The sequence below is a fragment of the Caballeronia sp. NCF2 genome, assembly GCF_023631205.1.
Lineage (GTDB): Bacteria > Pseudomonadota > Gammaproteobacteria > Burkholderiales > Burkholderiaceae > Caballeronia > Caballeronia zhejiangensis.
In genome coordinates this window covers 278,519-302,747 of sequence record NZ_JALQDN010000064.1, presented here as the reverse complement: position 1 = coordinate 302,747, position 24,229 = coordinate 278,519, and the positions used below count along the sequence as shown (strand labels likewise).

Below are 24,229 nucleotides of genomic sequence, written 5' to 3'. Positions count from 1 at the left end.
GACAGCAGGTCGTAAGGTTTCGCGCGATTCGGACGGATTCCCCGAGCGGATATGGGCGCGCGCGAAGCGGACAAAAAGTCAAGAACACGCCGCGAATAACTATTTTTTATCGCCTGTTCCCAACCGATTGCACGCCGTTGTTAAGCGGCGGCCTACTAAAGTTTCGATGCGAACGACCGTTATCCGCAGTGTGGTCCGGCCCGACCGTGACGCGAAAAGCCCGATATGGAACAACAAACTGAGGTGTTCACCCTGCCGCGCGGACGTGCGGCGACGTGGTTGCTGCACGCGGGAGCCGACATTCCCCGCGCGATCCGCGTCGCCCTCGTCGGAAGCCTGTTCGGCACGCTGCCGATATTCGCGGGCGGCGTGCTGAACACGGTCGCCGTCGCGTGGGTGCTGGACGGCCGCCATCCGACGCCCGCTTTCCACATCTGGCTCGCGCTCGAAATCGCCGTGTGTCTCGTGCGGCTCGTCGTGCTCGTCGTCGCGCGACGCCGCGCGCGCGAGCGCAAATCGACGCTGACGGATACCTACGTGCTTCTCGCGCCGCTTTGGGGCGCAACCGTCGGCTACGGCGCGCTGGTCTCCGTGCTGTCGGGCGACTGGGTCGCCGCGACGCTGTCGTTTCTGTCCGCCGCCGCGATGGTCGGCGGCATCTGCTTCCGCAATTTCGGCGCGCCGCGTCTCGTCGCGGTGATGATCTTTTTGTCGCTCGGGCCGTGCTGCATCGGCGCGGTGCTCTCGGGCGAGCCGACGCTCTGGCTCACGCTTTTGCAAATCCCGTTTAATCTTTTTGCGATGAGCGCCGCCGCGTGGCGTCTGAACGGCATGCTCGTCTCCACGATGAAAGCCGAACAGGAAAACGATCGCCGCGCGCGCCACGACGAACTGACCGGGCTCCTCAACCGCGCGGGTCTTTTCCGGGCGGTCCGGTCGAGCGCGCCAGAGCACACCGCCCTGCTCTATCTCGATCTCGACGGCTTCAAGGCCATCAACGACGCCCACGGCCACGAAATCGGCGATACGCTGCTCGCGCTGGTCGCGCGCCGTTTGCGGCATCTGTCGGGCGAAGGATCGCTGGTCGCGCGGCTCGGCGGCGACGAGTTCGTGATCGTCACGCCGCCGCAGGCCGATCCGCTCGCGCTCGCGGATGTCATCGTGCGCGAGTTGTCGAAGCCCTTCGTCACCGATGCCGGCGCGATGCTGGAGATCGGCGTGAGCATCGGCGTCGCGATGTTCGATCATCATCACGACGAACTCGACGGCGTGCTGCGCGACGCCGACAACGCGCTCTACGAAGCCAAGCGCGCAGGCAAGAGCCGCCGCGTTCTGGCGGCCGTGCGGGAATCGGCCGGTCTCGCCGTCTGAACGTCAGCCGTTGAGCTCGGCGCTCAGCGCTTCCGCTTCCCTCGCGAATCGCTGGCGTTCTTCGCCGTGCAGACGATCGTCGCCGGGAAGATCGACGGTGAGCGGGTCCATCGCGACGTCATCCACGTGCACTTCGTAGTGCAGATGCGGTCCGGTCGCCCAACCCGTTTCGCCGACATAGCCGATCACCTGCCCGCGCTGCACCGTTCCGCCAGTCCTGATGCCTTTCGCGAAACGCGAAAGATGCGCGTAGACGGTCGAATACGGCGGCGGATTTTCCAGCATGACGACCTTGCCGTAACCCGTCTGCCTGCCGACAAACGTCACCTTGCCCTGCGCCGTCGCGTGCACCGGCGTCCCGATGGGCGCGGCGAGATCGACGCCGTCGTGACTTTGCCAGCGATGCACGACCGGATCGAACCTTCGCAGCGAGAAGTCCGACGATACCCGCGTGAACGCAACCGGATAGCGCGATAACGCGGGTTTTGTGCTCTTGCCGTCCTTCGCGTAATAGCGCGTTTCGCCGTTCGGATCGCGATAAAGGAACACGTCGTGCGATGACGATCCGGTCGTCAGACGCACGGCGAGCGGCGGGTCATCGGCGGTTGCGCTGCCTTGCGGACGGTCATAGACCACGCTGAGCGTGTCGCCCTTTCTGAGATCGCGCCGCATGTCGACGTTGCTCGCGAACGCTTCGGTGAGCGTCGCGATCGTCCCTTGGTCGATGCCGAGGCTTTGCGCGGCATCGGAGAACGTCTCGTCGACGGTCGCGCTTTCAGTGGTGCGTGTCGGCGCGGGCGGCGTTTTCGGCGCGGCGCGCTGGGGCAGCGATACGGCGGGCGTGTAGTCCTCATCGGCCGAAGGCGCGGTCGGACGATGCAGCGCGTTGCAGACCACGACCGTACAGATAGAACCGATCGCGCAAGTGAAAAGCAGTCGGCCTGCCTTGCCGGGCAAGGCGTTGGAAGAAGATAAAGGCATCGGCGGGAGGCGGATCGAGCGACGCGCGCTTAGGGCGCATCGGTCGAAGGATCAGAAGGCGCGGCGCGGGCCGCGAGTGTCGGGAAAACGCGCGTGTCATTCGATCTGCCGCGAAAGCGGGCAAATCGTCGGGGAACTTCGGACAAAAAGGCGCGCTGACATGGAAAGGCGAGACGGCGGAGGCGTGTCGAGCGAGACTATGAGACTTTTCTTAAACGAAGCTTAAGCTGCCCCTTTTTACGCTTTTGTACGAAGTTTCGCTGCAGTTGCACGAGGATGCCGCCACTTCACCGCTTTTCGATCTCGATCGTCTTTGCGTATCCCGTCAGTTCGAGATATCCGCGTCCTTTTCCGCCGTCGCCGTCGAGCGTGACCGCGCCTTCCCAGTACAGCGCGCCGGTCGAATCGCGCGAGTCGAGTTCCTGATCGTCCATGAGCGGAGTCAGCCGCCAGCGCATTCCGCCGACGCGCAGGTTCATCGCCACCGGATACGTCGTGTTCGTGCGTGGCGAGCGCCACTCGCGCTCGGGCGTGAATTCCACATCGCCGGGGCCGAATTGTCGGGTGCGGCCGTCGCGATCGCGCAAAGCGGCGTGCGCCCAGACCGAATGGCCGTCGCGGGCGCGGACCTTGAAGGCCATCAGCGCGGAGCCGTCGTCGAGATTCGCGCCGAGCCAGTCCCAGCCGGCCGCATCGGATGGCAGCAACGTGCTCGACCATTCGTGGTCGAGCCAGGCACGGCCCGTCACGGCGACGCCCGCGCTCTCCTTCCCCGATGCCGATGGCCGCACGACGCTGCCCGTCACCTTGAGCTGCGGCTCGCTGTAGTAATAGCTCGCCTGCTCCGGCGACGGCCCTTTGCGCGAGTAGCCGCCTTCGCCCTGGAACATCGGCGGCTGCGTCGGCGTGAAGGTGAGATGGAGCGCGAATCCGGCGGCATCGGCGATGACCGTGTAGCTGCCGTGCGCCGCGCGCGACATGCGCCATGCGTCGAGCTTGACGTCGGTGTTGCCTTCCTTCGCGTACGCCAGACCGAAGCCCTGCCGCGCGATGTTCTGATCGTGCGCGAGCCGCCCGTACGCGGGATCGGACAACGCCGCATGCGCGATGACGAGTTGCGACGGATCGAACGCGCTCTTGCCGTGCTTCTTGCCGGTGTTCGAGCGAAAGAACGTGATCTGAAACCCGAGCGGCTGGTGCTCCGCCGTCTCGAGCCAGCCGGTCGCGTACCACCATTCCGTGCGATACGGCGGATGCGCGCCGCTGTCCTTCGGCCAGTCGATGACGTGGCCGGGCGCGACGGGCGCGAACTTCGGCTCGCCGGCGAATGCGGTCATCGACATGAGCATCAACGCGAAAAGCAGCGCGCGCATCACCAGTCCTCCCGCACGGCGCGCACCGCATCGACCGACACGGCGCGCCGGCCCGACAGCACCGCCGTCGCGCACGACGACACCATCATCACGCACGCGATCGCCGCGATCATCGTCGACGGAATGTGCAGCGACATGCTCCAGTGAAACGACTGCGGATTCACGACGAACACGAGAATCAGGCTGATCGCGAAGCCGAGCACGCAGCCCATCGCGATGCCGAGCAGCGTGAGCCAGCCCGCCTCCGAAGCGAGCAGCCCGAGAATCTGCGCGCGCGTCACGCCGACGTGCCGCAGCATGCCGAATTCGCGCGAGCGCGCGAGCGTCTGCATCGAAAACGTCGCGCCGACGCCGAACAGCCCGATGACGATCGCGACCGCTTCGAGCAGATACGTCACGGCGAAACTGCGGTCGAAAATGGTCAGCGTGCGCGCGCGGATCTCGCCCGGTTGCGAGAATTCGAGCGCGCCGCCGAAGGGCAGCTTTTTGATCGCGTCGATGACCTGCGCCGCGCCCGAACCCGCGCGCAAGGTAATGGCGATGTCGGTGGCGGCCGTGTCGCCGGTCAGCCGCCGATAGTCCGCGATACGCATTTGCAGCGCGCCCGTCTGCCGCACGTAGTCGCGCCATATGCCCGCGACGACGAAACGCTCGCCCGCGCCGCCGACGGGCAAGCTCACGCGCTCGCCCACGCGATAGCCATACAGATCGGCCATCGCTTCCGAGGCCCAGACCGGCGTTTCGCCCGCGCGCCACGCGGATGGCGGCAACGCATCGCCGGTCATCTGCAACGTCGCGCCGGGATCGGCGGCGTCGAGCTCGCGCGCGATCAGCGCGACCGGCGGCTTCGCGGGATCGAGCGTCAGCTTCGTCGCGCGCGTGAACGCCGCGTGCGCGACGCCATCGACTGCTGCGATCTGCGTTTGCTGATCGGGCTGCAAGCCGCCCGTGTCGCCGCTCGATGCGATCCGCACATAAAGATCCGCCGACAGCAGATGCGCGAGCCAGTCTTCGACGGACACGCGAAAGCTCGTCACCATGATCGCCATCGCGACGATCAGCGTGAAGCTCGACAGCACGCCGCCCATCGCGATCGATGCCTGCCCGGGCGCATTCGCGAGACGCGCGAGCGCGAGCGTCGCGACGGCGTTGCGCGGTTTCATCGCGCGGCGGAACACGAATGCGGTGACACGCGGCATCAGCGCGATGCCGCCGACGAGCAGCAGCGCGACGGCGAGATAACCGCCGATGGGCGCATCGAAAACGGGCGGCGCCTGCGTCAGCGCCGCGCCTGCCGCGAGGCACGCGAGCGCGGGCCACGGCGTGCCGAGCGGTGCGAGCGCGGCTTCTTCGCTGCCCGCCTTCAACGCGGGCGCGGGCCGGGCGCGCGCCGCTTCGAGCGCGGGAACGAGCGTGCCCGCGAGCGCGACGCCGATGCCCAGCGCGAGAAAGATCGCGCTCGCTAGCGGATCGAAGACGACGCGCGGCTCGACGCCCGGAAAATATCCGCCGCCGAGATCGCTGCCGAAAAAGCGCAACGCGAGCGCCGCGACCGTGAAGCCGAGCGCGATGCCGAGCACGCCGCCCACCACGCCGAGCAGCGCGCCTTCGAGCATGATCTGCCGCACGAGCGATGCGCGCGTCATGCCGAGCACGCGCAGCATCGCGAATTGCGCGCGACGGCGCACGACGCCCGCGGCTTGCGTCGAGAACACGAGAAACGCGCCGGTAAACAGCGCGACGAGCGCGAGCACGTTCATATTGATGCGATACGCGCGCGACAGCCGGTCCGTCCGGCTCTCGATATCCTGCGTGCCGGTCACGACGAGCCGCGCGCCGAGTTCGCGTTGCAGCGTCTCGCGGAACGCATCGCGATCGACGCCGCGCGCGAGTTGCACATCCACGCGCGATAGCTTGCCCGCCATGGCGAAGCGGTTCTGCACGGCGGCGATATCCATCACCGCGATGCGCTGGCCGGGACGCGTTCGCGCGATGCCGCCCGCGACGCGCAACGTCACCGGCGACGTGCCGCTTTGCAATTCGATGCGTCCGCCATCGCGCGCGCCGAGCCAGGCGAGCGCGGCGGGCGAAAGAAAGATCGCGTCATCGGCGAGAACATCGAACGATGCTTCCGGCGAGGGCACGCCGGTCAGGTCCGGCGCGATGCGCTTCGCGCGGAACACGTCGATGCCGAGCACCTTGAGCGGCGCGTTCTTGCCGGGCACGGCGACATCGAGTTCGAGCACCGGACTCGCGGCGGACACGCCCGCGCGCGTCGCGAGCCGCGGATAAACGCTCTCGTCGATGAAAGGCTGCGCGCCGCGCACTTGCAAGTCGGCTTGACCGGAAAGGCTGCGCGCGGCGGCGGAAAACTCGTTGAACGCCGCGCCGTTGATGAGTTGCACCGCATAACCGAGCCCGACGCCGAGCGCGATCGTCAGCATGGCGACGAGCGCGCGTCCGCGATGGCTGCGCCATTGCGCGCCGAGCAGCCAGCGCGTGAGCGTGTCGACGAATCCGCTTCCGGCGGCGATATCGCTCATCGGGCGAGCGTCGCGGCGTGCAAGGCGCCGTCGCGCAGAATCACGACGCGATCCGCGAACGCGGCCGCCGCTTCGGAATGCGTGACCATCACCGTCGCGGCGCGCGTCGCCTTGGTTTCGGCGCGCAGCAATTCGAGCACTTCGTGCGCGGTCTGCGGATCGAGATTGCCGGTGGGTTCATCGGCGAGAATGAGGCGCGGCCGATGCACCAGCGCGCGCGCAATCGCCACGCGCTGCAACTCGCCGCCGGAAAGCTGGCGCGGCATGTCGTCGCCGCGTCCGTCGAGGCCGACCGCCGCGAGCATGGCGCGCGCGGGCGCGGGCGGCATGCCGTTCAGCAGCAGCGGCACCGCGACGTTCTGATACAGCGTCAGATGCGGCAGGACGTGAAACGCCTGGAACACGAAGCCGAGCTTTTGCCGGCGTAGGCGCGTGGCGGCGTCGTCGGGAAGCGTCGAGATCGATGCGCCGTCGATCAGCACGTCGCCGCTATCGGCGGTGTCGAGGCCCGCGATCAGATTGAGCAGCGTCGATTTGCCGACGCCCGAGTCGCCCATGATCGCGACGAACTCGCCCGCGCCGAGCGCGAAGTCGAGCGCGTCGAGCACGATGCGGCCGCTGCCGTAGGTTTTCGTCAGGCGGCGGCATTCGAGGGCGGGAGAAACGTTCGGGTCGGCGGGTCGCATGGCGCAAGGTCGTAGTTCGTGTCTGCGCAAGCATTGTGCCGAAGTCGCGCGGATTCAGCCCGATTGGGGCAGCGTGCCGGGCCGGATATACGAGAACATGTGCGCCACGTAATCCGGCTTGCCGAGCGGCACGCCGTGGTTGCGCAGGATCGCGTAAGCGGTCATCGCGTGGAAATAGAACTGCGGCAGCGACCAGTCGCGCGCGTATTGCTCGCCGGTCATGTCGAAGACGATGCCGTTTGGCAAATCGAGCGCGATCGGCTCGCCGGTTCCGGCGTCGAGCGCATCGGAAGTGAGGTTCGAGAGCAATGCGATCGCATCGGCGATGCAGGCTTGCGCATCGGCGAACGTGCCCGGCGCTTCGTTCGAATGCGCGCCTTCTTTCCGCACGCGCAGCACTGTCTGCGGCAGGTCTTCGCCGCGCAGCCGGTACACCGGTTCCTGTGCCTGAAAGCACACGAAGCGCACTTGCGCGGCGAGCGGAAACATGTCGGGCGCGAGACGCAAGGTCATCAGCGCGTCGGGATTCGCGCCTTTCTCGTGCTGAAATGCAGCGGCTTTATCGAGCCACGCCGACAGGTTCTTCAACGTCTGCACGAACGTCGGAACAAGAAGACGGGTCAGTTGCATCGGAAGCTCCATGGGTCGAGGTAACGCGATCTTATATCGATGCGGCCCCGACCCGCGCGAGTCATCCGCCGAGCAGACCGAACACCATCACGCCTGTCTTCGTGCCGACGTAGACCTTGCCGTTCGCGACCGTCGGCGAGATGAACTTGTTGTTGCCGAACTGATCGCGCGTGCCCGCCTGATTGCTGTTGTAAAGCTCGATCGCGAGATTGCTCGCGTCGTAGGCATGCAGCACGGCGGTCGGCGTGGTGTTCTCGACGCCCCATACGATGCCGTCGGTATTGCCATTCGCGGAAATGACCGGCGCGAGGCCCGGAAAATTCCAGTTGCCCGCGGGACTCGTCGTCTGGCTCGATGCGCTCGTCGCGACCATCGCGTTGACGACGGGCAGCGCCTTCAGATGATCGCCCGCCGGGCCGACGTAGATCGTGTTGTTGTAGAACGCCGGCGCGGTGAACATCGGACCGGTGATCGTCGAGTAAAGCGGCTGATAGATGTGATCCGCGTTCGAATCGAACTTGCCCATCGAATCGCGGTTCACGACGTAGAGGACGCGCGTCTTGCCGCCGCCTATCGCGAGATGCTGCACGTTGCCGTTGATGTCGGTGACATCGGGCAGCACGAGCACGCCGCCCGAGCCGAGATCCAGATCCTGGTTCGATTCCACCACGGTGTTCGACGGCTCGAAGTAATCGTTGACCTGAAGCGCGAACGTCGCGCTCGGCGTGACCTTGAGGAAGCCGTTGCCGAAGTTGTTCCTGATCGGCATGTCCTGCGCGTTGATGGTCGCGTCGAACGTGCCGTTGCCGTCGAGGAAATAGATCGACGTGCCGTCCGATGCCAGGCCCGCGCCGCCCATCCAGATGCCGCCCATCTCGCCGTTCGGCGTGACGTTGAGGATGCCCGTCTGCTTGAGCGTGTCCGCGCTGTAGCCGATGAGCCAGCCGGTATACGGCAGCGTGTCGCAATGCGAGCTCCACGCCGTATAGACGACGCCGTTCAGCAGCAGCAGCGACGCGCGCTCGATGTACTGGCCCGGCGTGAACGGCACGACGCCGTTCACGCTGCCCGATCCGGTGCCGGGATACGAGCCGGTGATTTCGGTCGGGCCGCCGAACAGTTCGCCGCCCGTTGCGATGTCGATGGCGTGGATGCGCTGGTGATACGCGCCGCCGCTGTCCTTCGACATGCCGACGACATAGATCACGCCGTTGGGCCCGCGCGAGCGGTCGATGACCGGCGTCGCCGTGATGCCGATTTTCGGCGTGGTCTGGTCGCAGCCGTGATCGTCGCTCGGCACTTCGCCCGCGCCGAGCGTCGAGACTTGCCAGAGCACGGCGCCGGTGTCGGCATCGAACGCGTAGAGGGTCGCGTTCTCGGTCGCGACGTACAGCACGTTATGCGTGCCGCCCGCGATCGGCACGTTGGCGAGAAAGAGCGGTTGCGCATCGACGGCGCCATCGACGGCATAGAAGCCGAGCTTGCCGAACGTGGACGACTTCACGCTGGCGAGCGTGAGCCGGGTCTCGGCGAGCTGCCGCGCGGTGCGGCGGATGTCGTTGTGATACGTGGTGACATCCATCGGAGTCGATGCGGACGGCGAGTTCGTCGCGGGAGCGCTTGCGCTCGCGGGCGCGCTCGCGCCGTTTGCCGACGATGCGGCCGAAGGACTGGATGCCGACGCTGGGCTCGACGCCGACGCGGGACCGGATGCCGACGCGGAGCCGTCGGATGTCGAGGACGGATCGGAGGAGCTTCCTCCGCTGCATCCACCGATGATTGCTGCGATAGCGACTGCGATCACGCCAACCGATAAATGCCCTTTCATCTGCGATCTCCGTTCAGGAGGGGCCGGCCCCGGTGCAGTCGCGATTATTGTCTGCAACGGCTTAAAAAAGTGGACGACGGTCGGCTGAACGCTAGGCTTTGGCGGAACGGTCGGCGGGCTGTATGTATGCGTCTCACGAATTCGCAGACAGCGGAAAAAAAAAAACCCGGACGATCGGGCAGCCAGCGCGGACGTGCGGGCAGGACTGCAAGCGGACGTTAAAGGCACAGTAAGGCTCAGGACGGGACCCGATTCGTATCGCTATCGCAGCACTGTGCGGTCTTGCCCGATTTCGACAGATGTTTTCGAGGTGAGACGCAGATGAAACGCTTGACCGCTCAGGTGATGTGCCACCCGCTCGTCGCGATCGCGGCGCTTTTCGCAGCCGATCTGCTGATGCGCTCCGATTCGGGGCTCTCCGGCGCGATGTACGTCGTCGCGGCGAAGTCGGTATCGAGACTGTTCAACGCGATGCGCAGAGGCGCGACCCGATGCCCGCCCGATTGGTCGGACTTAAGCATTTGCATGGGAAAAGTAAAAAAGCTTAAATCGGATTAAGCGACAAAAATTGAACGGTTAGGCTTACTGCTTACGGAATGTAGGCAAACGTCAGAATTGCCACGCCGGCAAAACATTAAAACCTGAGAGAGCAATGAATCGACCCGACGACGTGATCTACAAAGGGCACGTACTGAGCGCGACCGCCGTCCCGGAGCAGGACAGATACGCGGCGATGCTCATCGTGCGAGAACCGGACGGCACGCGCCGTTCGAGCGGAATGCTCGGCGAATTCGCCAGCGAAACGGGCGCGGTGCGCTACGCGTTCGCTTACGGCATGGCCGAGATCGACTATCGACAGTCAGTGCAGAACCCGCGCTGATCCGCGCTGATCCGCGCGCATTCGCTCTCACGCCGCGGCATGCCTGCCGCATAAGCCTTTCGATCATCTCCACCGGTCAAATCTATGATCATCTATCATCGGGGAGCGGCTTTTAAGCCCTCCGCCACTCGTGTAGGCAACGCGTTCGTCGCGACCGCGTCGATTCTCGAAGAGGACGGCCATGCCACCTCGCTCGGCAATCTCGGCGCATTCGCAAGCAAGGACGGCGCGCTCGGCTTCGCGGTGCGCTGCGCGACCGCGTTTCTCGACGGCGACGAGCTGCCCTTGCCGCCCTTTCAGATGATGAAGCAATAGCGCCGCAACGCGTCGACGTTGCAAGCGCATCCGCCCATTGCAACGATGATCGACTGCTCCGCGACCGAACCCGGCAACACGCCTTCGCTGCTGACGGACGCACCTTTCCGTCTGCTGGTCGAAGCGGTCGAGGACTACGCGATCTTCCTGCTCGACGCGCACGGCCACGTCGCGACCTGGAACAACGGCGCGCGGCGGATCAAGGGCTATGACGCGAGCGATATCGTCGGCCGTCATTTTTCCGTCTTCTATCCGGGCGACGATATCGCCGCGCGCAAGCCGCACAACGCCCTCTCGACGGCGGCGCGCGTGGGCCGCGTCGAGGACGAAGGCTGGCGCATCCGCAAAGACGGCAGCCGCTTCTGGGCGAACGTCGTCATCACCGCGTTGCACGATCCGTCGGGTAGTCTGATCGGCTTCGCCAAAGTCACGCGCGACATGACCGACCGCTTGCGGCTCACGGAACTGCAGCATGCGCGCGAGCTCTCCGCGCACGTACAGACGGCGCTGGAAAACGAGCGCGCGTCGATTGCCCGCGAGTTGCACGACGATCTCGGCCAGCAGCTTGCCGCGCTCAAAATGCAGTTGTCGATTCTCGACAGCACCGCGCCGAACGCGCGCTTCAAACAGCAAGCGCTCACGCAAATCGACACGATCATCGGTTCGCTGCGACGCATCGCGGCGGGCCTGCGTCCGCCCGTGCTCGACGATCTCGGCCTTTTCGCCGCAATCGACTGGCTCGTTTGCGATTACCGCCGCCGCTACGATCTGACGATCCATCTGGATATCGAAGGCGACGAGGACGGCTTCGAGGCGACTGCGTCCACGTCGCTCTTCCGGCTCGTGCAGGAAGCGCTGACGAACGTCGTGCGCCACGCGCGGGCATCGGAAGTTCGCATCGCGATCGGCTGCGCGTATGCGCGCTGCACGCTGACGATCGAGGATGACGGCCGCGGCGCGGAGATCGAACGGCCGCGCGCGGCGGGCACGTTCGGCCTGCTCGGCATGGGCGAGCGCGTGCGGCAACTGGGCGGCGTCATCGAGTTTCGCAGCGCGCCGGGCGAAGGCTTTCGCGTCGTCGTGGACATTCCGCTTCATCGCCCCGCCGATGACCGGTCCGTTCCTTGACTTGCGTCAACCGTTTTGCATACGCCGTCCGTAGACTCGATCGCACACCCGCGACGCGCCAACACACCGGATCAGGAGATCGTCATGTACAACCGCATTCTCGTGCCCATCGACGGCAGCCCGACTTCCCTCCACGCCCTCGATGAGGCGATCAGGATCGCAAGCGCGAGCGCGGCGCAAATTCAGCCGCTCTTCGTCGTCGACATGCAGCCCGTTTCCTACGACGCCACGAGCGCGTTCTATCCTGGCCTGCGCGACGCATTGCTGGAGGAAGGCCGGCGGCTCGCTGCGACGGCCACGGAGCGCATGACGCAAGCGGGCGTGAAGGGCACACCGCGCGTGTGCGAAGTCGAGTATCTCGGCGATGACATCCCGCAGCGCATCCGTCATTGCGCCGACGATTTCCGCGCCGATCTCGTCGTCATGGGCACGCACGGGCGGCGCGGCTTGCGGCGGATCGTGCTCGGCAGCGTCGCGGAAGGTTTCGCGCGGCTGTCGCGGTGTCCCGTTCTGCTGGTGCCGGGCCGCGAAACGGAAGAACCGAATCCATGACGACGAAAGTCCTGATCGCCGATGACCACGCGCTCGTGCGCGACGGCCTGCGCCATATCCTCGCGAACGCGCACGGCTTCGAGGTCGCCGGCGAAGCGAGCGACGGGCCGGGCACGCTCGCGCTCGTGCGCGCAACGGAGGCAGACGTGCTCGTGCTCGATCTGTCGATGCCCGGCCGCAGCGGCCTCGACCTGCTCAAGCAGATCAAGGACGAAAAGCCCGCGCTGCGCATTCTCGTGCTCACGATGCACGCCGAGCAGCAATACGCCGCGCGCGCGTTCAAGGCCGGCGCGTCGGGCTATCTGACGAAGGAAAGCGCGAGCGCGGAGCTGGTCGCGGCGGTCGCCAAGGTCGCGTCGGGCGGCGCGTACGTGAGCCTCGCGATGGCCGAACGCTTCGCGCAAAGCCTCACCGAACCTGACGATGCGCTACCGCATCAGCGATTGTCGAACCGCGAGTTCGAAGTGTTCCGGCGGCTGTGCGCGGGCGAATCCATCAGCGATATCGGCGAGGCGTTGTGCGTGAGCGCGAAGACCATCAGCACCTACAAAGCGCGCATCCTCGAAAAAATGCAGATTCCCCACGAAGCCGCGCTCGTGCGCTACGCGGTGCGCCATCAGCTTTTCGACGACGACAGCGCCTGAATCGAAGCGGCGCGTGTCGGCATTTCCCTACACGTCTTCCCGAATGCCTACGGCACGATCAGCCAGCACCGACATTTTTTCGACACAGCGCACTCCATAATTGGACACGTGACATGCGGGATCGCGCGTCGATGCGCGATCCGGTTCGACAGGAGGCGCAGCATGATTTCCGCGAGCGCAGACAGTCCCGGCATGCACGTCGACGCGAAGCCGCCGAGCACGCGTTGCTCGACGTGTTCGATGAAGCGCATCTGCATGCCGTCCGGCTTGTCGCCGGTCGATTATCAGCGTCTCGACGCGATGATCAGCTCGACGCGCTTCGTGCGGCGCGGCGAAACGCTTTTCCGCAGCGGCGATCCCTTCCAGAGTCTCTATGCGCTGCGCAGCGGCTGCTTCAAGACCGTCGTCATGCATCGCGAAGGACACGAGCAGGTCACGGGCTTTCATCTGGCGGCCGAGCCCCTCGGGTTCGACGGCGTGAGCACCGACCGCCACGCGTGCGACGCCATCGCGCTGGAAGACAGCGTCGTCTGCATCGTTCCGTTCGATCTGCTCGAATTGCTGTGCCGCGAAGTGAAGGCGGTGCAGCATCACGTTCATCGCATGATGTGCGGCGAGATCGTGCGCGAATCCAATCTGATGATGCTGCTCGGCACGATGACGGCGGAGCAGCGCGTCGCGGCCTTCCTGCTCAATCTGTCGACGCGCATGAAGGCGCGCGGCTATTCGCCCGCGCAATTCGTGCTGCGCATGACGCGCGAGGAAATCGGCAGCTATCTCGGGCTGAAGATCGAAACGGTCAGCCGCATGTTCTCGCGGCTGCAAAAGGCCGGCGTGATCGACGCGCGCGGCAAGGACGTGCGGATCCTCGATCAGGCGCGGCTCGAAGCAGTCTGAGCGCGCGCTTCGCGAAAGCGGAAAAATCCGCTGCGCAGCATCACCGACGTGCCGCCGACGCGGCTCAGCACATGTTCGGCGGCGCCTTCTATCGACGAGCGATGGCTCTCGAACGCCTGCTGCAGATCTTCCTCACGCCACGACGCCGCGCCGAAGTGATCCTCCAGCGCTTCGGCCGAAATGGTGCACTCGATCGGCTCACCGTCCGCGAAGGCGGCGAAAGTGAGCGAAGGGACATCGCCCTGATAGACGGGCGGCTGACTCGGAAACGTAACGATCATGCCGATACCTCGTGGAACGTTGATGCGACGCGAGCCGGCGCAGCGCATATCCACTTAGTCTTGGCCACGGTTTCGGAGCGCGTATTGATCTGGATCAAATCGCATCCGGCGCGCTGCGCTGAAGCAGCAGCTGAACGGCGTCATCGAATGTATGACGCAGCGCCGCGTTCACGTCGGCGTGTGTGCTGCGTTGCACCGTGACCTGCTCGGAATCGCGCGTGAGCAGAACCAGTTGCGCGTCGAAGACGGTGCGTCCCGCGCGATCGAGCGACGCCTTGATCGTGAGCCTGCAATCGACGACGTCTTTCGCGACGCCCGCAAGCCGCACGAGTTCGACGCCCGCTTCGCGTTCGATCGCGCTCGAGCCCGCGAAGCCGAGGCAGGCGATCTGCATTCCGAGGCCCATGTCATTGTTCTCCGGTCAGGCCATCGCGCGGGCGCGCCTCACTCGTCGTGGCTCACGCGTCTTTCGCGACATGCTTCGGTGCGCGCGTGAGCAGCACCGGACACGTCGAGCGTCTGACGAACGCTTCCGCGACGCTGCCGAGCGCGAGCCTGCGCAACCCGGTCCGGCCATGCGTGCCCATCACGACGAGATCCGCGGGCATGTGCACCGCGCGGCGCTGCAGGCACTTCGCGATCGTATCGGTGACGTTGCGCGTCTCCGCGAGTTCCGTTTCGCATTCGATGCCCGCATCGATCACGCGCGCATACGCGATATCGAGCGCGTGCCCGCCTTCCTCGCGCACGTTCACGCGATACTGCGCCGGATACGACGAAAGCGCGGCCACGTCGATCACGTACACGACATTCACTCGCGCACGCGCGCCGATGCGGATCGCTTCGTCGAGCGCGCGTTGCGAGCACTCGCTGCCATCGAGCGCAACCAGGATTTTGCGGTACATCGTTTTCCGGCCCGCACGGCTTCCCGCTGAAGGCCGCCCACTTCAAATTTCGATGATGACCTTCAGCGCGTTCGTCTCCGCCGCGCGGCCAAAGGTGTCGTAAGCGTCGAGCGCGCGCGCGAGCGTGAAGCGGTGCGTGATGAGCTGCTTCGGCTGCAGCCGCCCCGCGCGCACGGTCTTGAGCAGCATCGGCGTGCTGACCGTATCGACGAGACGCGTCGTGATGCTGATGTTGCGATCCCAGAGCGATTCGAGATGCAGATCGGCCTTCACGCCATGCACGCCGACATTCGCGATGGTGCCGCCCGCCGCGACGATCTGCTGGCACAGCTCGAAGGTCGCCGGCACGCCGACCGCTTCGACGGCGCAATCGACGCCCGCGCCATCGGTCAGACGCATGATCTCGGCGACGGCCTCTGTGCGCGCGATGTCGATGCACGCGCTCGCGCCGAACGTACGCGCGATTTCGAGCCGATGCGCGTCGCGATCGATCATGACGATCTGCGCCGGCGCGTAGAACTGCGCGGTGAGCAAGGCGGCGAGACCGACCGGCCCCGCGCCGACTATCGCGACCGTGCTGCCCGGCTGCACGCGCCCGTTGAGCACGCCGCATTCTAAGCCCGTCGGAAGAATGTCGGAGAGCATGACGAGCGCCTCTTCCTCGACATCTGCCGGAATCGGATAGAGGCTCGTATCCGCGTGCGGGATGCGCACGTATTCGGCCTGCGTGCCGTCGATCTTGTGGCCGAGAATCCAGCCGCCCGTCGCGCAGTGCGAATACATGCCGCGTCGGCACGCCTCGCACTTTCCGCACGACGAAATGCACGAGATCAGCACGCGATCGCCCGGCTTGAACGTCGACACCGCCGCGCCGACGTCCTCGACGACGCCCACGCCTTCGTGACCCAACACGCGGCCGGGCTCGCAGGTGGGAACATCGCCCTTGAGAATGTGCAGATCGGTTCCGCAGATGGTCGTGCGCGTCACGCGAACGATCGCATCGGTGGCGGCGGCGAGCGCGGGTTTCGGCCGCTCGTCGAGCGACTTGATGCCGGGGCCGTGATAGACGAGTGCTTTCATCTGCGAACTCCGTTGCGTGGCGCGTGACGTGAATCGACGCTCTCACTCTATCGGGACGCCCGCGGCTCCGATTGACTTGAATCAAGCGCACGCGCATATCGCGAGTAACATGAAACCACCTGATTGACTGCGTTTTCATTTTCAGGAGGCTGCATGAAAGCGGTGTGTCCGTTGCATGGACCGACGACCATCGTCCGCACGAACGCGTACGGCTTTCCGGTCTATGCGTGCTGCTGCCACGACGTGCCTTATGTCACGCCGCCCGATGCCTGCACGCGCGCGCCGACGCAGCGCGGCGCTCCATCCGAGCCGCAGAAGGCCCGGCAACCGAAGCCCGCGAAGGAGTGATTGCCGGGCGCACGCGTCGTTACGCCGGATCGGCGGCGGCCACGGCGATGGCGTCATTGCGCGAACGACGCGCATCGATCAGACAAACGGCAAGCATCGCGATGACGCCGGGCACCGCGATGGCGACGAAGTTCTGCTGCAGCGGCAACGCCTTGCTCACGAGAAAGCCGATCACGATAGGCGCGAGAATCGCCCCGCTGCGCCCGATGCCAGACGCCCAGCCGATGCCCGTCGAGCGGATCGCTGTCGGATAGAACTGACCGGCGAACGCATACGTGACGATCTGCGTGCCGATCGTCGATGCGCCCGCGAGACCCACCAGGAAAAACAGCACGCCGACCGGCACCTTCACGCCCAACAGGCTGATGGAAATCGCGGCGAGCGCGTACATGGCGATCAGCACGTACTTGATGTTGAAGCGGTCCGCGAGCCATCCGCCGCCGATCGCGCCGATCATCGCGCCGAAGTTCAGAACGAGCACGAACGTGAGCGCCGAGCCGAGGCTGTGCCCCGCGCCAGCCATCAGTTTCGTCAGCCACGAACTCAGCGCGTAGACCATGAAGAGGCACATGAAGAACGCGATCCACAACATGACGGTGCTCATGCCGCGTCCTTCGGCGAAGAGTCGCGCGATCGGCGAACCGGGCGCGGCTTCGCGATCGGAAAGCGCGAAGCGGTCGGCCTCTTGCGGCACATAGCGCGGATCGACGCGCGAAAGAATGTCCTTCAGGCGCGCCGCGCGTTCGTTTCGCACGAGGAATGCGAGCGACTCGGGCATGTACTTGAGGATCACAGGCGCGAGCAGCGCCGGAAGGCCCGCCGCGATGAAGACGGATTGCCAGCCGTAGCGCTCGATCATCCCCTTGCCGACGAGCGCCGCGAGCATGCCGCCGACGGAATATCCGCTGAACATCAGCGTCACCATCGTGCTGCGGATCTTGCGCGGCGAATACTCGGTCATTTGCGCGACGACATTCGGCATGACGCCGCCGATGCCCAGTCCCGCGAGAAAGCGCGCGATGCCGAACGTCACGGGATCGCGCGTCAATCCGGCCGCGGCCGTGAATACGCTGAACAGCAGCAGACAAATGACGATGGCGGGCACGCGGCCGATCCTGTCGGCAATCGTGCCGAGAAACACCGCGCCGATCATCATGCCGAGCAGCGCGGAACTCACCATGAATCCGGCGCTCGTCGGCTGAATGCCCATGTCGCTCATGATCGACGGAAGCGCGATCCCGACGACCGCGAGATCGTATCCGTCGAAGATGATGATGAGCGCGCACCAGAACAGAAGCAGCAAATGAAACTTGCTGAACCGGGCATCGTCGCATAGCTTTTGCACGTCTATTTGCCGCATGGGTGTCTCCAAGGATGTAGGACTTGCTTTGATTCCGCGATTTTTAATGTATTGATCAGGCGGAACGATGAACGCGCGCGCGTTCTCCTTGCTGCGTGCATGGCGCAGCAAGGTCGGTTCTTTTTACGTTGACGTTTCTTGCGTGTTACGACGCGCTCGCCGTCACTACGGCGACCGCCTTGATTTCGACGATATAACCCGCGGAACCACCGAGCATATGCGCGCCGATCGCGGTCCACGCCGGCAGCGGATGCGTGTTCAGATAACGCTCGCGCACCTGCATGAACAACGGCAGATCGCGCATGTCGGTATGAAAGCTCGTCACGTCGACGACATCGCTCAACGAAGCACCCGCCGCTTCGAGCACGAGCTCGAGATTGTCGAAAGCCTGCACGATCTGCGCTTCGCGGTCTTCGACCAGTTGCATGTTCGCATCGCGTCCGATCTGCCCGGACACGTAGATCGTATTGCCGGCCTTGATCGCGGGCGCATAGCGGATCTTTTCGTAGACCGCTTCCATTCCCGCGGGAACGATTGCCTTGCGTTCACTCATGATTGCGTCTCCCGTGAGATCAGCCGTTATCGCCGCCGGCGACGGGCAATACCGCGCCGGTGATATAGCTCGCTTCGTCCGATGCGAGGAAGAGAATCGGCGCGATCTGTTCGTCCAGCGTGCCGTAGCGTTTGAAGAACGTCGATTCGGTGACCTGCTTCACCGCTTCGCCCATCCACACTTTTTCCTGCTCGCTGTCGCCGCTCGCATTGCGCGGCACGCGTCGCGCGGGCGCTTCGGTGCCGCCCGGCGCGGCTGCGACCACGCGGATGTTGCGCTCGCCGTATTCCATCGCGAGCGCCTGCGTCATTGCGTTGACGCCGCCTTTCGCCGCCGAATACGGCACGCGACGAATCCCGCGCGTCGCGTTCGAAGACACGTTCACGATGGTTCCGCGCCCGCGTTCGAGCATATGGGGCAACACGGCATGGCACGCGTAGAGCGTCGGCATGAGCGAGCGCCGGATTTCGGCGTCGATCTGCGCGGGTTCGAACTCGGCAAACGGACGCATGCGGATCGCGCCGCCGACGCCGTTGATCAGGATATCGATGCCGCCGAACGTGCGCGCTGCGAACGCCATCGCGGATGCCGCGCCTTCATACGTTTCCATGTCGGCGACGAAGCCGGCCGTATCCGCGCCCTGCGCTTCGGCGGCCACTTCCCCGATGAAGTCCGCGCGATCGACGAGCACCACCTTCGCGCCTTCCGCCGCCGCACGCAGCGCCACGCCGCGCCCGATGCCCTGCGCCGCGCCGGTCACGACCATCACCTTGCCGGCAAATCGTTGCGTGTTCATGCTGCCACCGGCGCGGCGTTGGGCGTGAACTTCTCGTAGTGGAAGCTGTTGGGCTTCACGCCGCTATCGTCGAAGTGCTTGCGCACGGCATCGACCATCGGTGGCGGGCCGCAGAGATACACATCGACATCGCCGTCATTCAGCGATTCGGCGGGCATGTGCTGCGTCACCCAGCCTTTGCGCGGATGGTTCGAATCCGCATCCGCGACGACGGTGCTGAACGTGAAGTTCGGCAACCGCGCCGTATAGGCTTCGATCGCTTCGACTTGCACGAGATCGAGATCGCGCGTCACGCCATAGATGAGGTGAATCTTCTGCTGCGAGTTCGCGCGTGCGAGCACTTCGAGCATCGAGAGGAATGGCGCGAGACCCGTGCCGCCCGCGAGGAACAGCAGCGGACGCTCCACCCCGCGCAGATAGAAACTGCCGAGCGGACCGGTCAGCTCGACCGTGTGACCGGCCTGCGCGGATTCGAGCCATGTGCTCATCACGCCGCCGGGAATCTTCTTGATGAGAAAGCTGATCTTCGTCCCGCCCGGCGCCGACGAGAACGAATACGAACGATGCTGTCCGCTACCCGGGACATCGATATTCACGTACTGGCCCGGCAGAAAAACCGGCGCGGGCGTAGCGGCATCCACATCCAGTTCGAGCACGACGGCGGCGTCGTTGTGCGGCTCGATCTTCGTGACCGTCGCGGCGAACTTGCTCTGCGCGGTCTTGCATGCCGTCGACGATGCCGGGACCGCGATCACGCAATCGCTCGATGGCACCATCTGGCAGGTGAGCACGAGACCGCTTTCCTTTTCGTCGTCGGAAAGCGCGTCTTCGATGTAGTCGTCGCCGAGATCATAGTTGCCGCTTTCGGCGCGGCATTTGCAGGTGCCGCAGACGCCGTCGGAGCAATCCATCGGCAGATTGATCTTGGCGCGGAATGCGGCGTCGAGAACTTTCTCGCCCGCCTTGCATTCGACAAAACGCGTCACGCCGTCTTCGAAATTCAGTGCAATGTTGTAGCTGGACATGTTGCCTCCTACTTCCTGTCTCGTCACCGCGAGTGTCAGACGTGATAGACGTCGAGCACCTGGCGGATATAGTCGTTCTTCAGCACAATCTTCTTGTGCGCAATCACCAGAATGTCGTCGACCTTGCGCAGCGTCACGAAGATCGTGCCGAAGAAATGATCGGTGATCTTGTAGCGGTGATTGAGCGTGTCGAAGTTGTAGCGCACATCCACTTCGTTCTCGCGCTCGGCCAGCACTTCCACGTTGGTGACGTTGTGGCTCGTGCGCGGCTCGGGCATCGAAGCGCCACTGCGCTCGGTCTTGATGCGGAACACGCGATCTTCGAGGCCGCCGCGATCCGGGTAATACATCAACGAGATCTGACTTTCGTGGTCATCGGTGATCTGATCGTCGTCGTCCCATGCGGGCATCCAGTACGTGACGTCTTCCGCATAGCAGCCGAGCCATTCGTCCCATTGACGATCGTCGAGCAGACGCGCTTCGCGATACAGCGTCGCGCAGATTTTCAGGTAGTCGAAGCTCATGCCAGTGCCTCCCCTTGTTCCTTCTTCAACGCGTCGCGCATCACGTTGACCCAGTATTCGTGCTGCACGACGAAGAGTCCTTCGTCTTCGCTGCGCTCGCCCGAAATGAGCGGCTTGATACCCATGTTCTGCGCGTTCTCGTCAGGACCGTGGACCCAAAGCGGCGCGCCGCGCGAGAGGTCGTTCCACATCGCCGTGATGCCCGCATAACCCGACTGGCACGCGCGGAATTCCTCGAGGTCGTCGCTCGTGCCCATGCCGGTCACGTTGAAGAAGTCTTCGTACTGACGGATGCGCGTCGCGCGATCTTCGGCGCTCTCGCCCTTCGGCGCGAAGCAGAAGATGCTGACTTCGGTCTTGTCGACGCCAAGCGGGCGCACCACGCGAATCTGCGTGCTGAACTGATCCATCAGAAAGACGTTCGGATAGAGGCACAGATTGCGCGTCTGATTGACGATGTAATCCGCCTGCACTTCGCCCACGCGCGCCTTGATCTCTTCGCGATGCTGATACACCGGCCGCACTTCCGGATTCATCGTCTTCGTCCACAACAGGATGTGGCCATGATCGAATCCGTACACGCCCGCGACCGACTTGCTCCAGCTATTCGCATCGACGGCCTTGGTGCCTTCGATCTTGCGGCGGCCCATCGTCGCGGCGTAATTCCAATGCACGGTGCTGACGTGATAACCGTCGCAGCCGTTTTCCATCTGCATCTTCCAGTTGCCGTCGTAGATGTACGAGGAATTGCCGCGCAAGACTTCGAGGCCGTTCGGCGCCTGATCGACGATCTGATCGATGATGACCTTCGTCTCGCCGAGATAGTCTTCGAGCGGCATCGAATCCGCATTCAGGCTGCCGAAGAGAAAGCCGCGATAGTTCTGGAAACGCGGCACGCGGCGCAGATCGTGCGAGCCGTGCGTGTTGAACTGGATCGGGTATTCGGTCGTCTTCTCGTCCTTCACCTTCAGCAGCTTGCCGGTGTTGGAGAACGTCCAGCCATGGAACGGACAGGTGAAGCTGCCCTTGTTGCCGTGCTTGCGGCGGCAGAGCATCGCCCCCTTGTGCGCGCATGCATTGATGACCGCGTGCAACTCGCCGGTCTTGTCGCGCGTCACCACGATGGGCTGACGGCCGATCCACGTCGTGTAGTAATCGTTGTTGTTCGGGATCTGGCTTTCGTGCGCGAGATACACCCAGTTGCTCTCGAAGATGTGTTTCATCTCGAGATCGAACAGATCGGCGTTCGTGAAGATGTCGCGGCGGCAACGGAAGATGCCACTCTCCTTGTCGTCCTGGACGGCGTTTTGCAGCAGTTCATCGAGCTGCGTGGCTTTGTCGGTGATGGCGGACATATGAGTTCTCCCTATGCGCGTTCCGGCGACGGAGCGCATGCATCGGTATCGAAGGGGTCGTACGGAGATTCGGGCGGCGGCGGGCTGACCGCCGCTGTTGCGTAATTACGCGGTGACGGATGCGCGCGGGCGCTGGACGAGCTGGTTGTCCTTGCCCTGCACGAGCGGCGTCAACTGGATGTCGAACACGATTTCGTTGTACGCGTCGGCCTTCAGCCCCAGCGCCGTGCCGCCCGTCTTTTCGACGACATGCGGAACGAGTTCTTCGCGAGTCGCATAAGCGAAGTCATCCCAGATCAGCGGATCGCCTTCGATGTTGATCTGCGTCGTCAGCTTGCGATGCTTCTCGCTCGTCGCGAAGAAGTGCACGTGCGCCGGACGATTGCCATGACGCGCGAGCGAGTTCAGCAGTTGCTGCGTCGCGCCGTGCGGCGGGCAGCCGTAGCCGACCGGCATCAGCGTGCGGAATTCGTACTTGCCGTCCGCGCCCGTTTTCACTGCGCCGCGCAGATTGAAATCGCTTTGCGCGCCGGTCGGGTCGAAGTGCGAGTAGAAGCCGTTCGAGTTGGCGTGCCAGCATTCGACGACCGCATTCGCAACCGGCTTGCCATCGTGACCCGTGACCGTGCCGCGAATGACGAGCGGGCCGGCGTTCGCATCGGGATCGAGATCGATCTTCGACACGCCCTCGCGCACCGGCGCACCGGCCACATACAGCGGGCCTTCGATGGTGCGCGGCGTGCCGCCGTGGATATCGGCTTCGCGGTCTGCGGCATCCATGCGGATGTCGAGATACTTCTCCAGACCGAGGCCGGCGGCGAGCAACGCCGCTTCGCCATCCTGACCGAGCTTGTTGAAATAATTGACGCCGGCCCAGATTTCATCGGGCGTCATGTCGAGGTCGTCGATCGCCTTGAAGAGGTCGCTCAACAGGCGATGCGTGATCTCTTTGGCGCGAGCATTGCCGTCCTGACTCCCGATGTTCGCAGCGGCCTTCAGCAGGTCCTGCACTTCCTTCGTATCGAACACTTTGATGCTCATGTCTTCTCCTGAATCTCGCAATTTTCTGGTGGGGGTTAACCCTCGCTTCATCACCTGTGCAGATATGCTCGGAAGGTATAGTCGGGTGTTGAAACAGAGCGTGAAGGCAGGATAATGGACGTAAAGAAGCCCAGTCCAACACTGATTTAGTATCGGGCCATATCCAGGAGGTATTGAATGGAGTTGCGACACCTGCGTTACTTCGTGGCGGTGGCGGAAGAAAGAAACTTCACGCGCGCGGCCGAAAGGCTGCATATCGCACAACCGCCTTTGAGCCGTCAAATACAGCAACTCGAAGAAACGCTCGGCGTGCAACTCTTCGAACGCAACTCGCGGCCGCTCAAGCTCACGGAGACCGGCAAGTTCTTTTATTCGCATGCGGTGCAGTTGCTCGCGCAGACCGCCGAACTCGAATCGATGACGCGCCGCGTAGGCAATATCGAGCGCAGTCTTTCGGTGGGATTCGTCGGCTCGACGCTCTACGGCATGCTGCCGAAGATCATCCGGCGCTTTCGCGACGAGAACGCGACCGTCGAACTGAGCCTGCACGAAATGTCGACGATGGACCAGATCCGCGCGCTCAAGGATGGCCGCATCGATGTGGGCTTCGGGCGCATTCGTCATGAGGATGCCAACATCCGTCGCGTGATCTTGCGCGAAGAGCAACTGATCGTCGCGCTTCCGCTCGGGCACCCGCTCTCGCTCGCGAAGCCCATTCTCTCGCTGCGCGATCTCGTCAACGAGACGCTCATCATCTTTCCGAAGTCGCCGCGCCCGAGTTATGCGGATCAGGTGCTCGCGGCGTTTCAGGATCGCGGGCTCGCGCCGCGCAAGATCTACGAAGTGCGCGAATTGCAGATCGCGCTGGGGCTCGTCGCGGCGGGCGAAGGCATTTCCGTCGTGCCGAGCAGCGTCCACGGCCTGAAGCGCGACGACGTGAGCTACAAGGAACTCGACGATCCCACGCTCGTTTCGCCGGTCATCATGAGCATGCGCGCGCTCGACGAATCGCGCGACATCAAGGAAATGCTCGAACTCATTTACCGGCTGTATGACGAGGAGAAGATTCCTTACACGGCGCGCACGGATCGGGGGCGATGACGCACGTCATACCTGGGGGGTATCGCACTAGA

The 24,229-nt window shown here is 64.3% G+C and carries 28 protein-coding genes; 10 read left to right on the top strand and 18 right to left on the bottom strand.

Annotation, left to right across the window (positions count from 1 at the left end):
- Positions 1-225: 225 nt before the first annotated feature.
- Positions 226-1,371, top strand: coding sequence for a GGDEF domain-containing protein (locus tag NCS02_RS24535; RefSeq protein ID WP_250523316.1), 1,146 nt, complete (start codon positions 226-228; stop codon positions 1,369-1,371).
- A 3-nt stretch (positions 1,372-1,374) separates the two neighbouring features.
- On the opposite strand, the gene NCS02_RS24530 is transcribed toward NCS02_RS24535, so the two are convergent.
- From NCS02_RS24530 to NCS02_RS24505, 6 genes are all read right to left on the bottom strand, one after another.
- Positions 1,375-2,352, bottom strand: coding sequence for a M23 family metallopeptidase (locus NCS02_RS24530; protein ID WP_250503565.1), 978 nt, complete (start codon positions 2,350-2,352; stop codon positions 1,375-1,377).
- 287 nt (positions 2,353-2,639) lie between these two features.
- Complete coding sequence (locus tag NCS02_RS24525) at positions 2,640-3,725, bottom strand: lipocalin-like domain-containing protein (protein WP_250503564.1); 1,086 nt, start codon at positions 3,723-3,725, stop codon at positions 2,640-2,642.
- Positions 3,725-6,268 (bottom strand): FtsX-like permease family protein, encoded by a 2,544-nt coding sequence (locus tag NCS02_RS24520; RefSeq protein ID WP_250503563.1) that lies wholly within the window; start codon positions 6,266-6,268, stop codon positions 3,725-3,727. The genes NCS02_RS24525 and NCS02_RS24520 overlap by 1 nt, the downstream gene beginning before the upstream one ends.
- On the bottom strand, positions 6,265-6,954 hold the full coding sequence (locus NCS02_RS24515; RefSeq protein WP_008347621.1) for an ABC transporter ATP-binding protein: 690 nt from the start codon (positions 6,952-6,954) through the stop codon (positions 6,265-6,267). The genes NCS02_RS24520 and NCS02_RS24515 overlap by 4 nt, the downstream gene beginning before the upstream one ends.
- Positions 6,955-7,008: 54 nt before the next feature.
- On the bottom strand, positions 7,009-7,584 hold the full coding sequence (locus NCS02_RS24510) for a DUF1993 domain-containing protein (protein WP_008347619.1): 576 nt from the start codon (positions 7,582-7,584) through the stop codon (positions 7,009-7,011).
- Positions 7,585-7,645: 61 nt separating this feature from the next.
- The gene (locus tag NCS02_RS24505; protein ID WP_250503562.1) at positions 7,646-9,166 is read right to left on the bottom strand and encodes an outer membrane protein assembly factor BamB family protein; all 1,521 of its coding nucleotides are present in this window, start codon (positions 9,164-9,166) and stop codon (positions 7,646-7,648) included.
- On the opposite strand from NCS02_RS24505, the gene NCS02_RS24500 reads away from it, so the two are divergent.
- A complete protein-coding gene (locus NCS02_RS24500; RefSeq protein ID WP_250503561.1) occupies positions 9,153-9,500 on the top strand; it encodes a hypothetical protein in 348 nt (115 codons plus the stop codon). The genes NCS02_RS24505 and NCS02_RS24500 overlap by 14 nt on opposite strands.
- 250 nt (positions 9,501-9,750) lie before the next feature.
- On the opposite strand, the gene NCS02_RS24495 is transcribed toward NCS02_RS24500, so the two are convergent.
- Positions 9,751-9,933: a hypothetical protein gene (locus NCS02_RS24495; RefSeq protein WP_144403708.1), complete on the bottom strand. Its 183-nt coding sequence runs from the start codon at positions 9,931-9,933 to the stop codon at positions 9,751-9,753.
- Positions 9,934-10,064: 131 nt separating this feature from the next.
- Between NCS02_RS24495 and NCS02_RS24490 the strand changes: the two genes are divergently transcribed.
- From NCS02_RS24490 to fnr, 6 genes are all read left to right on the top strand, one after another.
- Positions 10,065-10,292 carry a hypothetical protein gene (locus NCS02_RS24490; RefSeq protein WP_008347615.1) on the top strand — a complete coding sequence of 76 codons (228 nt, stop codon included), beginning with the start codon at positions 10,065-10,067 and terminating at the stop codon, positions 10,290-10,292.
- An 84-nt stretch (positions 10,293-10,376) separates the two neighbouring features.
- A complete protein-coding gene (locus tag NCS02_RS24485) occupies positions 10,377-10,607 on the top strand; it encodes a hypothetical protein (protein ID WP_008347614.1) in 231 nt (76 codons plus the stop codon).
- A 45-nt stretch (positions 10,608-10,652) separates the two neighbouring features.
- On the top strand, positions 10,653-11,735 hold the full coding sequence (locus tag NCS02_RS24480) for a PAS domain-containing sensor histidine kinase (RefSeq protein WP_250458650.1): 1,083 nt from the start codon (positions 10,653-10,655) through the stop codon (positions 11,733-11,735).
- A gap of 84 nt (positions 11,736-11,819) precedes the next feature.
- The gene (locus NCS02_RS24475) at positions 11,820-12,287 is read left to right on the top strand and encodes a universal stress protein (RefSeq protein ID WP_008347612.1); all 468 of its coding nucleotides are present in this window, start codon (positions 11,820-11,822) and stop codon (positions 12,285-12,287) included.
- Positions 12,284-12,931, top strand: a complete 648-nt coding sequence (locus tag NCS02_RS24470; protein WP_008347611.1) for a response regulator — start codon at positions 12,284-12,286, stop codon at positions 12,929-12,931. Before NCS02_RS24475 ends, NCS02_RS24470 begins: the two co-directional genes overlap by 4 nt.
- Positions 12,932-13,093: 162 nt before the next feature.
- Positions 13,094-13,828, top strand: coding sequence for a fumarate/nitrate reduction transcriptional regulator Fnr (gene fnr, locus NCS02_RS24465; protein WP_051078981.1), 735 nt, complete (start codon positions 13,094-13,096; stop codon positions 13,826-13,828).
- Here fnr and NCS02_RS24460 read toward each other — a convergent pair.
- The 4 genes from NCS02_RS24460 to NCS02_RS24445 all read right to left on the bottom strand — a co-directional run bounded on the left by NCS02_RS24460 (position 13,804) and on the right by NCS02_RS24445 (position 16,094).
- Positions 13,804-14,109, bottom strand: coding sequence for a DUF1488 family protein (locus NCS02_RS24460; protein WP_008347608.1), 306 nt, complete (start codon positions 14,107-14,109; stop codon positions 13,804-13,806). The genes fnr and NCS02_RS24460 overlap by 25 nt on opposite strands.
- A gap of 94 nt (positions 14,110-14,203) precedes the next feature.
- Positions 14,204-14,515, bottom strand: a complete 312-nt coding sequence (locus NCS02_RS24455; RefSeq protein ID WP_250503560.1) for a hypothetical protein — start codon at positions 14,513-14,515, stop codon at positions 14,204-14,206.
- Positions 14,516-14,567: 52 nt separating this feature from the next.
- Entirely contained in the window at positions 14,568-15,014 is a 447-nt protein-coding gene (locus NCS02_RS24450) for a universal stress protein (RefSeq protein WP_008347606.1), read from the bottom strand.
- A gap of 42 nt (positions 15,015-15,056) precedes the next feature.
- Positions 15,057-16,094 (bottom strand): zinc-dependent alcohol dehydrogenase family protein, encoded by a 1,038-nt coding sequence (locus NCS02_RS24445; protein WP_250503559.1) that lies wholly within the window; start codon positions 16,092-16,094, stop codon positions 15,057-15,059.
- A 153-nt stretch (positions 16,095-16,247) separates the two neighbouring features.
- Here NCS02_RS24445 and NCS02_RS24440 point away from each other — a divergent pair, with 153 nt between their 5' ends.
- Complete coding sequence (locus NCS02_RS24440; protein ID WP_008347602.1) at positions 16,248-16,442, top strand: hypothetical protein; 195 nt, start codon at positions 16,248-16,250, stop codon at positions 16,440-16,442.
- Between the two features lie 19 nt (positions 16,443-16,461).
- On the opposite strand, the gene NCS02_RS24435 is transcribed toward NCS02_RS24440, so the two are convergent.
- The 7 genes from NCS02_RS24435 to catA all read right to left on the bottom strand — a co-directional run bounded on the left by NCS02_RS24435 (position 16,462) and on the right by catA (position 23,096).
- On the bottom strand, positions 16,462-17,802 hold the full coding sequence (locus NCS02_RS24435) for an MFS transporter (protein WP_008347599.1): 1,341 nt from the start codon (positions 17,800-17,802) through the stop codon (positions 16,462-16,464).
- A gap of 145 nt (positions 17,803-17,947) precedes the next feature.
- A complete protein-coding gene (locus tag NCS02_RS24430; protein ID WP_033536407.1) occupies positions 17,948-18,355 on the bottom strand; it encodes a RidA family protein in 408 nt (135 codons plus the stop codon).
- A gap of 19 nt (positions 18,356-18,374) precedes the next feature.
- Positions 18,375-19,151, bottom strand: coding sequence for a benzoate diol dehydrogenase BenD (benD, locus tag NCS02_RS24425; protein ID WP_250458636.1), 777 nt, complete (start codon positions 19,149-19,151; stop codon positions 18,375-18,377).
- Positions 19,148-20,176, bottom strand: coding sequence for a benzoate 1,2-dioxygenase electron transfer component BenC (gene benC / locus NCS02_RS24420; RefSeq protein WP_250437142.1), 1,029 nt, complete (start codon positions 20,174-20,176; stop codon positions 19,148-19,150). Before benC ends, benD begins: the two co-directional genes overlap by 4 nt.
- A 35-nt stretch (positions 20,177-20,211) precedes the next feature.
- The gene (gene benB / locus NCS02_RS24415; protein ID WP_008347590.1) at positions 20,212-20,700 is read right to left on the bottom strand and encodes a benzoate 1,2-dioxygenase small subunit; all 489 of its coding nucleotides are present in this window, start codon (positions 20,698-20,700) and stop codon (positions 20,212-20,214) included.
- A complete protein-coding gene (locus tag NCS02_RS24410; RefSeq protein ID WP_033536408.1) occupies positions 20,697-22,055 on the bottom strand; it encodes a Rieske 2Fe-2S domain-containing protein in 1,359 nt (452 codons plus the stop codon). Before NCS02_RS24410 ends, benB begins: the two co-directional genes overlap by 4 nt.
- A gap of 105 nt (positions 22,056-22,160) precedes the next feature.
- Positions 22,161-23,096, bottom strand: a complete 936-nt coding sequence (catA, locus tag NCS02_RS24405) for a catechol 1,2-dioxygenase (RefSeq protein WP_008347586.1) — start codon at positions 23,094-23,096, stop codon at positions 22,161-22,163.
- Between the two features lie 177 nt (positions 23,097-23,273).
- On the opposite strand from catA, the gene NCS02_RS24400 reads away from it, so the two are divergent.
- Complete coding sequence (locus NCS02_RS24400) at positions 23,274-24,197, top strand: LysR family transcriptional regulator (protein ID WP_008347585.1); 924 nt, start codon at positions 23,274-23,276, stop codon at positions 24,195-24,197.
- The last annotated feature ends 32 nt before the right edge of the window (positions 24,198-24,229 follow it).

Excerpts from the sequence above, each read along its gene's own strand:
- NCS02_RS24505 (WP_250503562.1), bottom strand. The coding sequence starts at position 9,166 with ATGGATGTCACCACGTATCACAACGACATCCGCCGCACCGCGCGGCAG.
- NCS02_RS24470 (WP_008347611.1), top strand. The coding sequence starts at position 12,284 with ATGACGACGAAAGTCCTGATCGCCGATGACCACGCGCTCGTGCGCGAC.
- catA (WP_008347586.1), bottom strand. The coding sequence starts at position 23,096 with ATGAGCATCAAAGTGTTCGATACGAAGGAAGTGCAGGACCTGCTGAAG.
- NCS02_RS24430 (WP_033536407.1), bottom strand. The coding sequence starts at position 18,355 with ATGAGTGAACGCAAGGCAATCGTTCCCGCGGGAATGGAAGCGGTCTAC.
- NCS02_RS24525 (WP_250503564.1), bottom strand. The coding sequence starts at position 3,725 with ATGCGCGCGCTGCTTTTCGCGTTGATGCTCATGTCGATGACCGCATTC.
- NCS02_RS24535 (WP_250523316.1), top strand. The coding sequence starts at position 226 with ATGGAACAACAAACTGAGGTGTTCACCCTGCCGCGCGGACGTGCGGCG.
- NCS02_RS24480 (WP_250458650.1), top strand. The coding sequence starts at position 10,653 with ATGATCGACTGCTCCGCGACCGAACCCGGCAACACGCCTTCGCTGCTG.
- NCS02_RS24530 (WP_250503565.1), bottom strand. The coding sequence starts at position 2,352 with ATGCCTTTATCTTCTTCCAACGCCTTGCCCGGCAAGGCAGGCCGACTG.
- benB (WP_008347590.1), bottom strand. The coding sequence starts at position 20,700 with ATGAGCTTCGACTACCTGAAAATCTGCGCGACGCTGTATCGCGAAGCG.
- NCS02_RS24445 (WP_250503559.1), bottom strand. The coding sequence starts at position 16,094 with ATGAAAGCACTCGTCTATCACGGCCCCGGCATCAAGTCGCTCGACGAG.
- NCS02_RS24495 (WP_144403708.1), bottom strand. The coding sequence starts at position 9,933 with ATGCTTAAGTCCGACCAATCGGGCGGGCATCGGGTCGCGCCTCTGCGC.
- benC (WP_250437142.1), bottom strand. The coding sequence starts at position 20,176 with ATGTCCAGCTACAACATTGCACTGAATTTCGAAGACGGCGTGACGCGT.
- NCS02_RS24455 (WP_250503560.1), bottom strand. The coding sequence starts at position 14,515 with ATGGGCCTCGGAATGCAGATCGCCTGCCTCGGCTTCGCGGGCTCGAGC.
- NCS02_RS24520 (WP_250503563.1), bottom strand. The coding sequence starts at position 6,268 with ATGAGCGATATCGCCGCCGGAAGCGGATTCGTCGACACGCTCACGCGC.
- NCS02_RS24435 (WP_008347599.1), bottom strand. The coding sequence starts at position 17,802 with ATGCGGCAAATAGACGTGCAAAAGCTATGCGACGATGCCCGGTTCAGC.
- NCS02_RS24510 (WP_008347619.1), bottom strand. The coding sequence starts at position 7,584 with ATGCAACTGACCCGTCTTCTTGTTCCGACGTTCGTGCAGACGTTGAAG.
- NCS02_RS24515 (WP_008347621.1), bottom strand. The coding sequence starts at position 6,954 with ATGCGACCCGCCGACCCGAACGTTTCTCCCGCCCTCGAATGCCGCCGC.
- fnr (WP_051078981.1), top strand. The coding sequence starts at position 13,094 with ATGATTTCCGCGAGCGCAGACAGTCCCGGCATGCACGTCGACGCGAAG.
- NCS02_RS24400 (WP_008347585.1), top strand. The coding sequence starts at position 23,274 with ATGGAGTTGCGACACCTGCGTTACTTCGTGGCGGTGGCGGAAGAAAGA.
- NCS02_RS24490 (WP_008347615.1), top strand. The coding sequence starts at position 10,065 with ATGAATCGACCCGACGACGTGATCTACAAAGGGCACGTACTGAGCGCG.
- NCS02_RS24450 (WP_008347606.1), bottom strand. The coding sequence starts at position 15,014 with ATGTACCGCAAAATCCTGGTTGCGCTCGATGGCAGCGAGTGCTCGCAA.
- NCS02_RS24460 (WP_008347608.1), bottom strand. The coding sequence starts at position 14,109 with ATGATCGTTACGTTTCCGAGTCAGCCGCCCGTCTATCAGGGCGATGTC.
- NCS02_RS24475 (WP_008347612.1), top strand. The coding sequence starts at position 11,820 with ATGTACAACCGCATTCTCGTGCCCATCGACGGCAGCCCGACTTCCCTC.
- NCS02_RS24440 (WP_008347602.1), top strand. The coding sequence starts at position 16,248 with ATGAAAGCGGTGTGTCCGTTGCATGGACCGACGACCATCGTCCGCACG.
- benD (WP_250458636.1), bottom strand. The coding sequence starts at position 19,151 with ATGAACACGCAACGATTTGCCGGCAAGGTGATGGTCGTGACCGGCGCG.
- NCS02_RS24485 (WP_008347614.1), top strand. The coding sequence starts at position 10,377 with ATGATCATCTATCATCGGGGAGCGGCTTTTAAGCCCTCCGCCACTCGT.
- NCS02_RS24410 (WP_033536408.1), bottom strand. The coding sequence starts at position 22,055 with ATGTCCGCCATCACCGACAAAGCCACGCAGCTCGATGAACTGCTGCAA.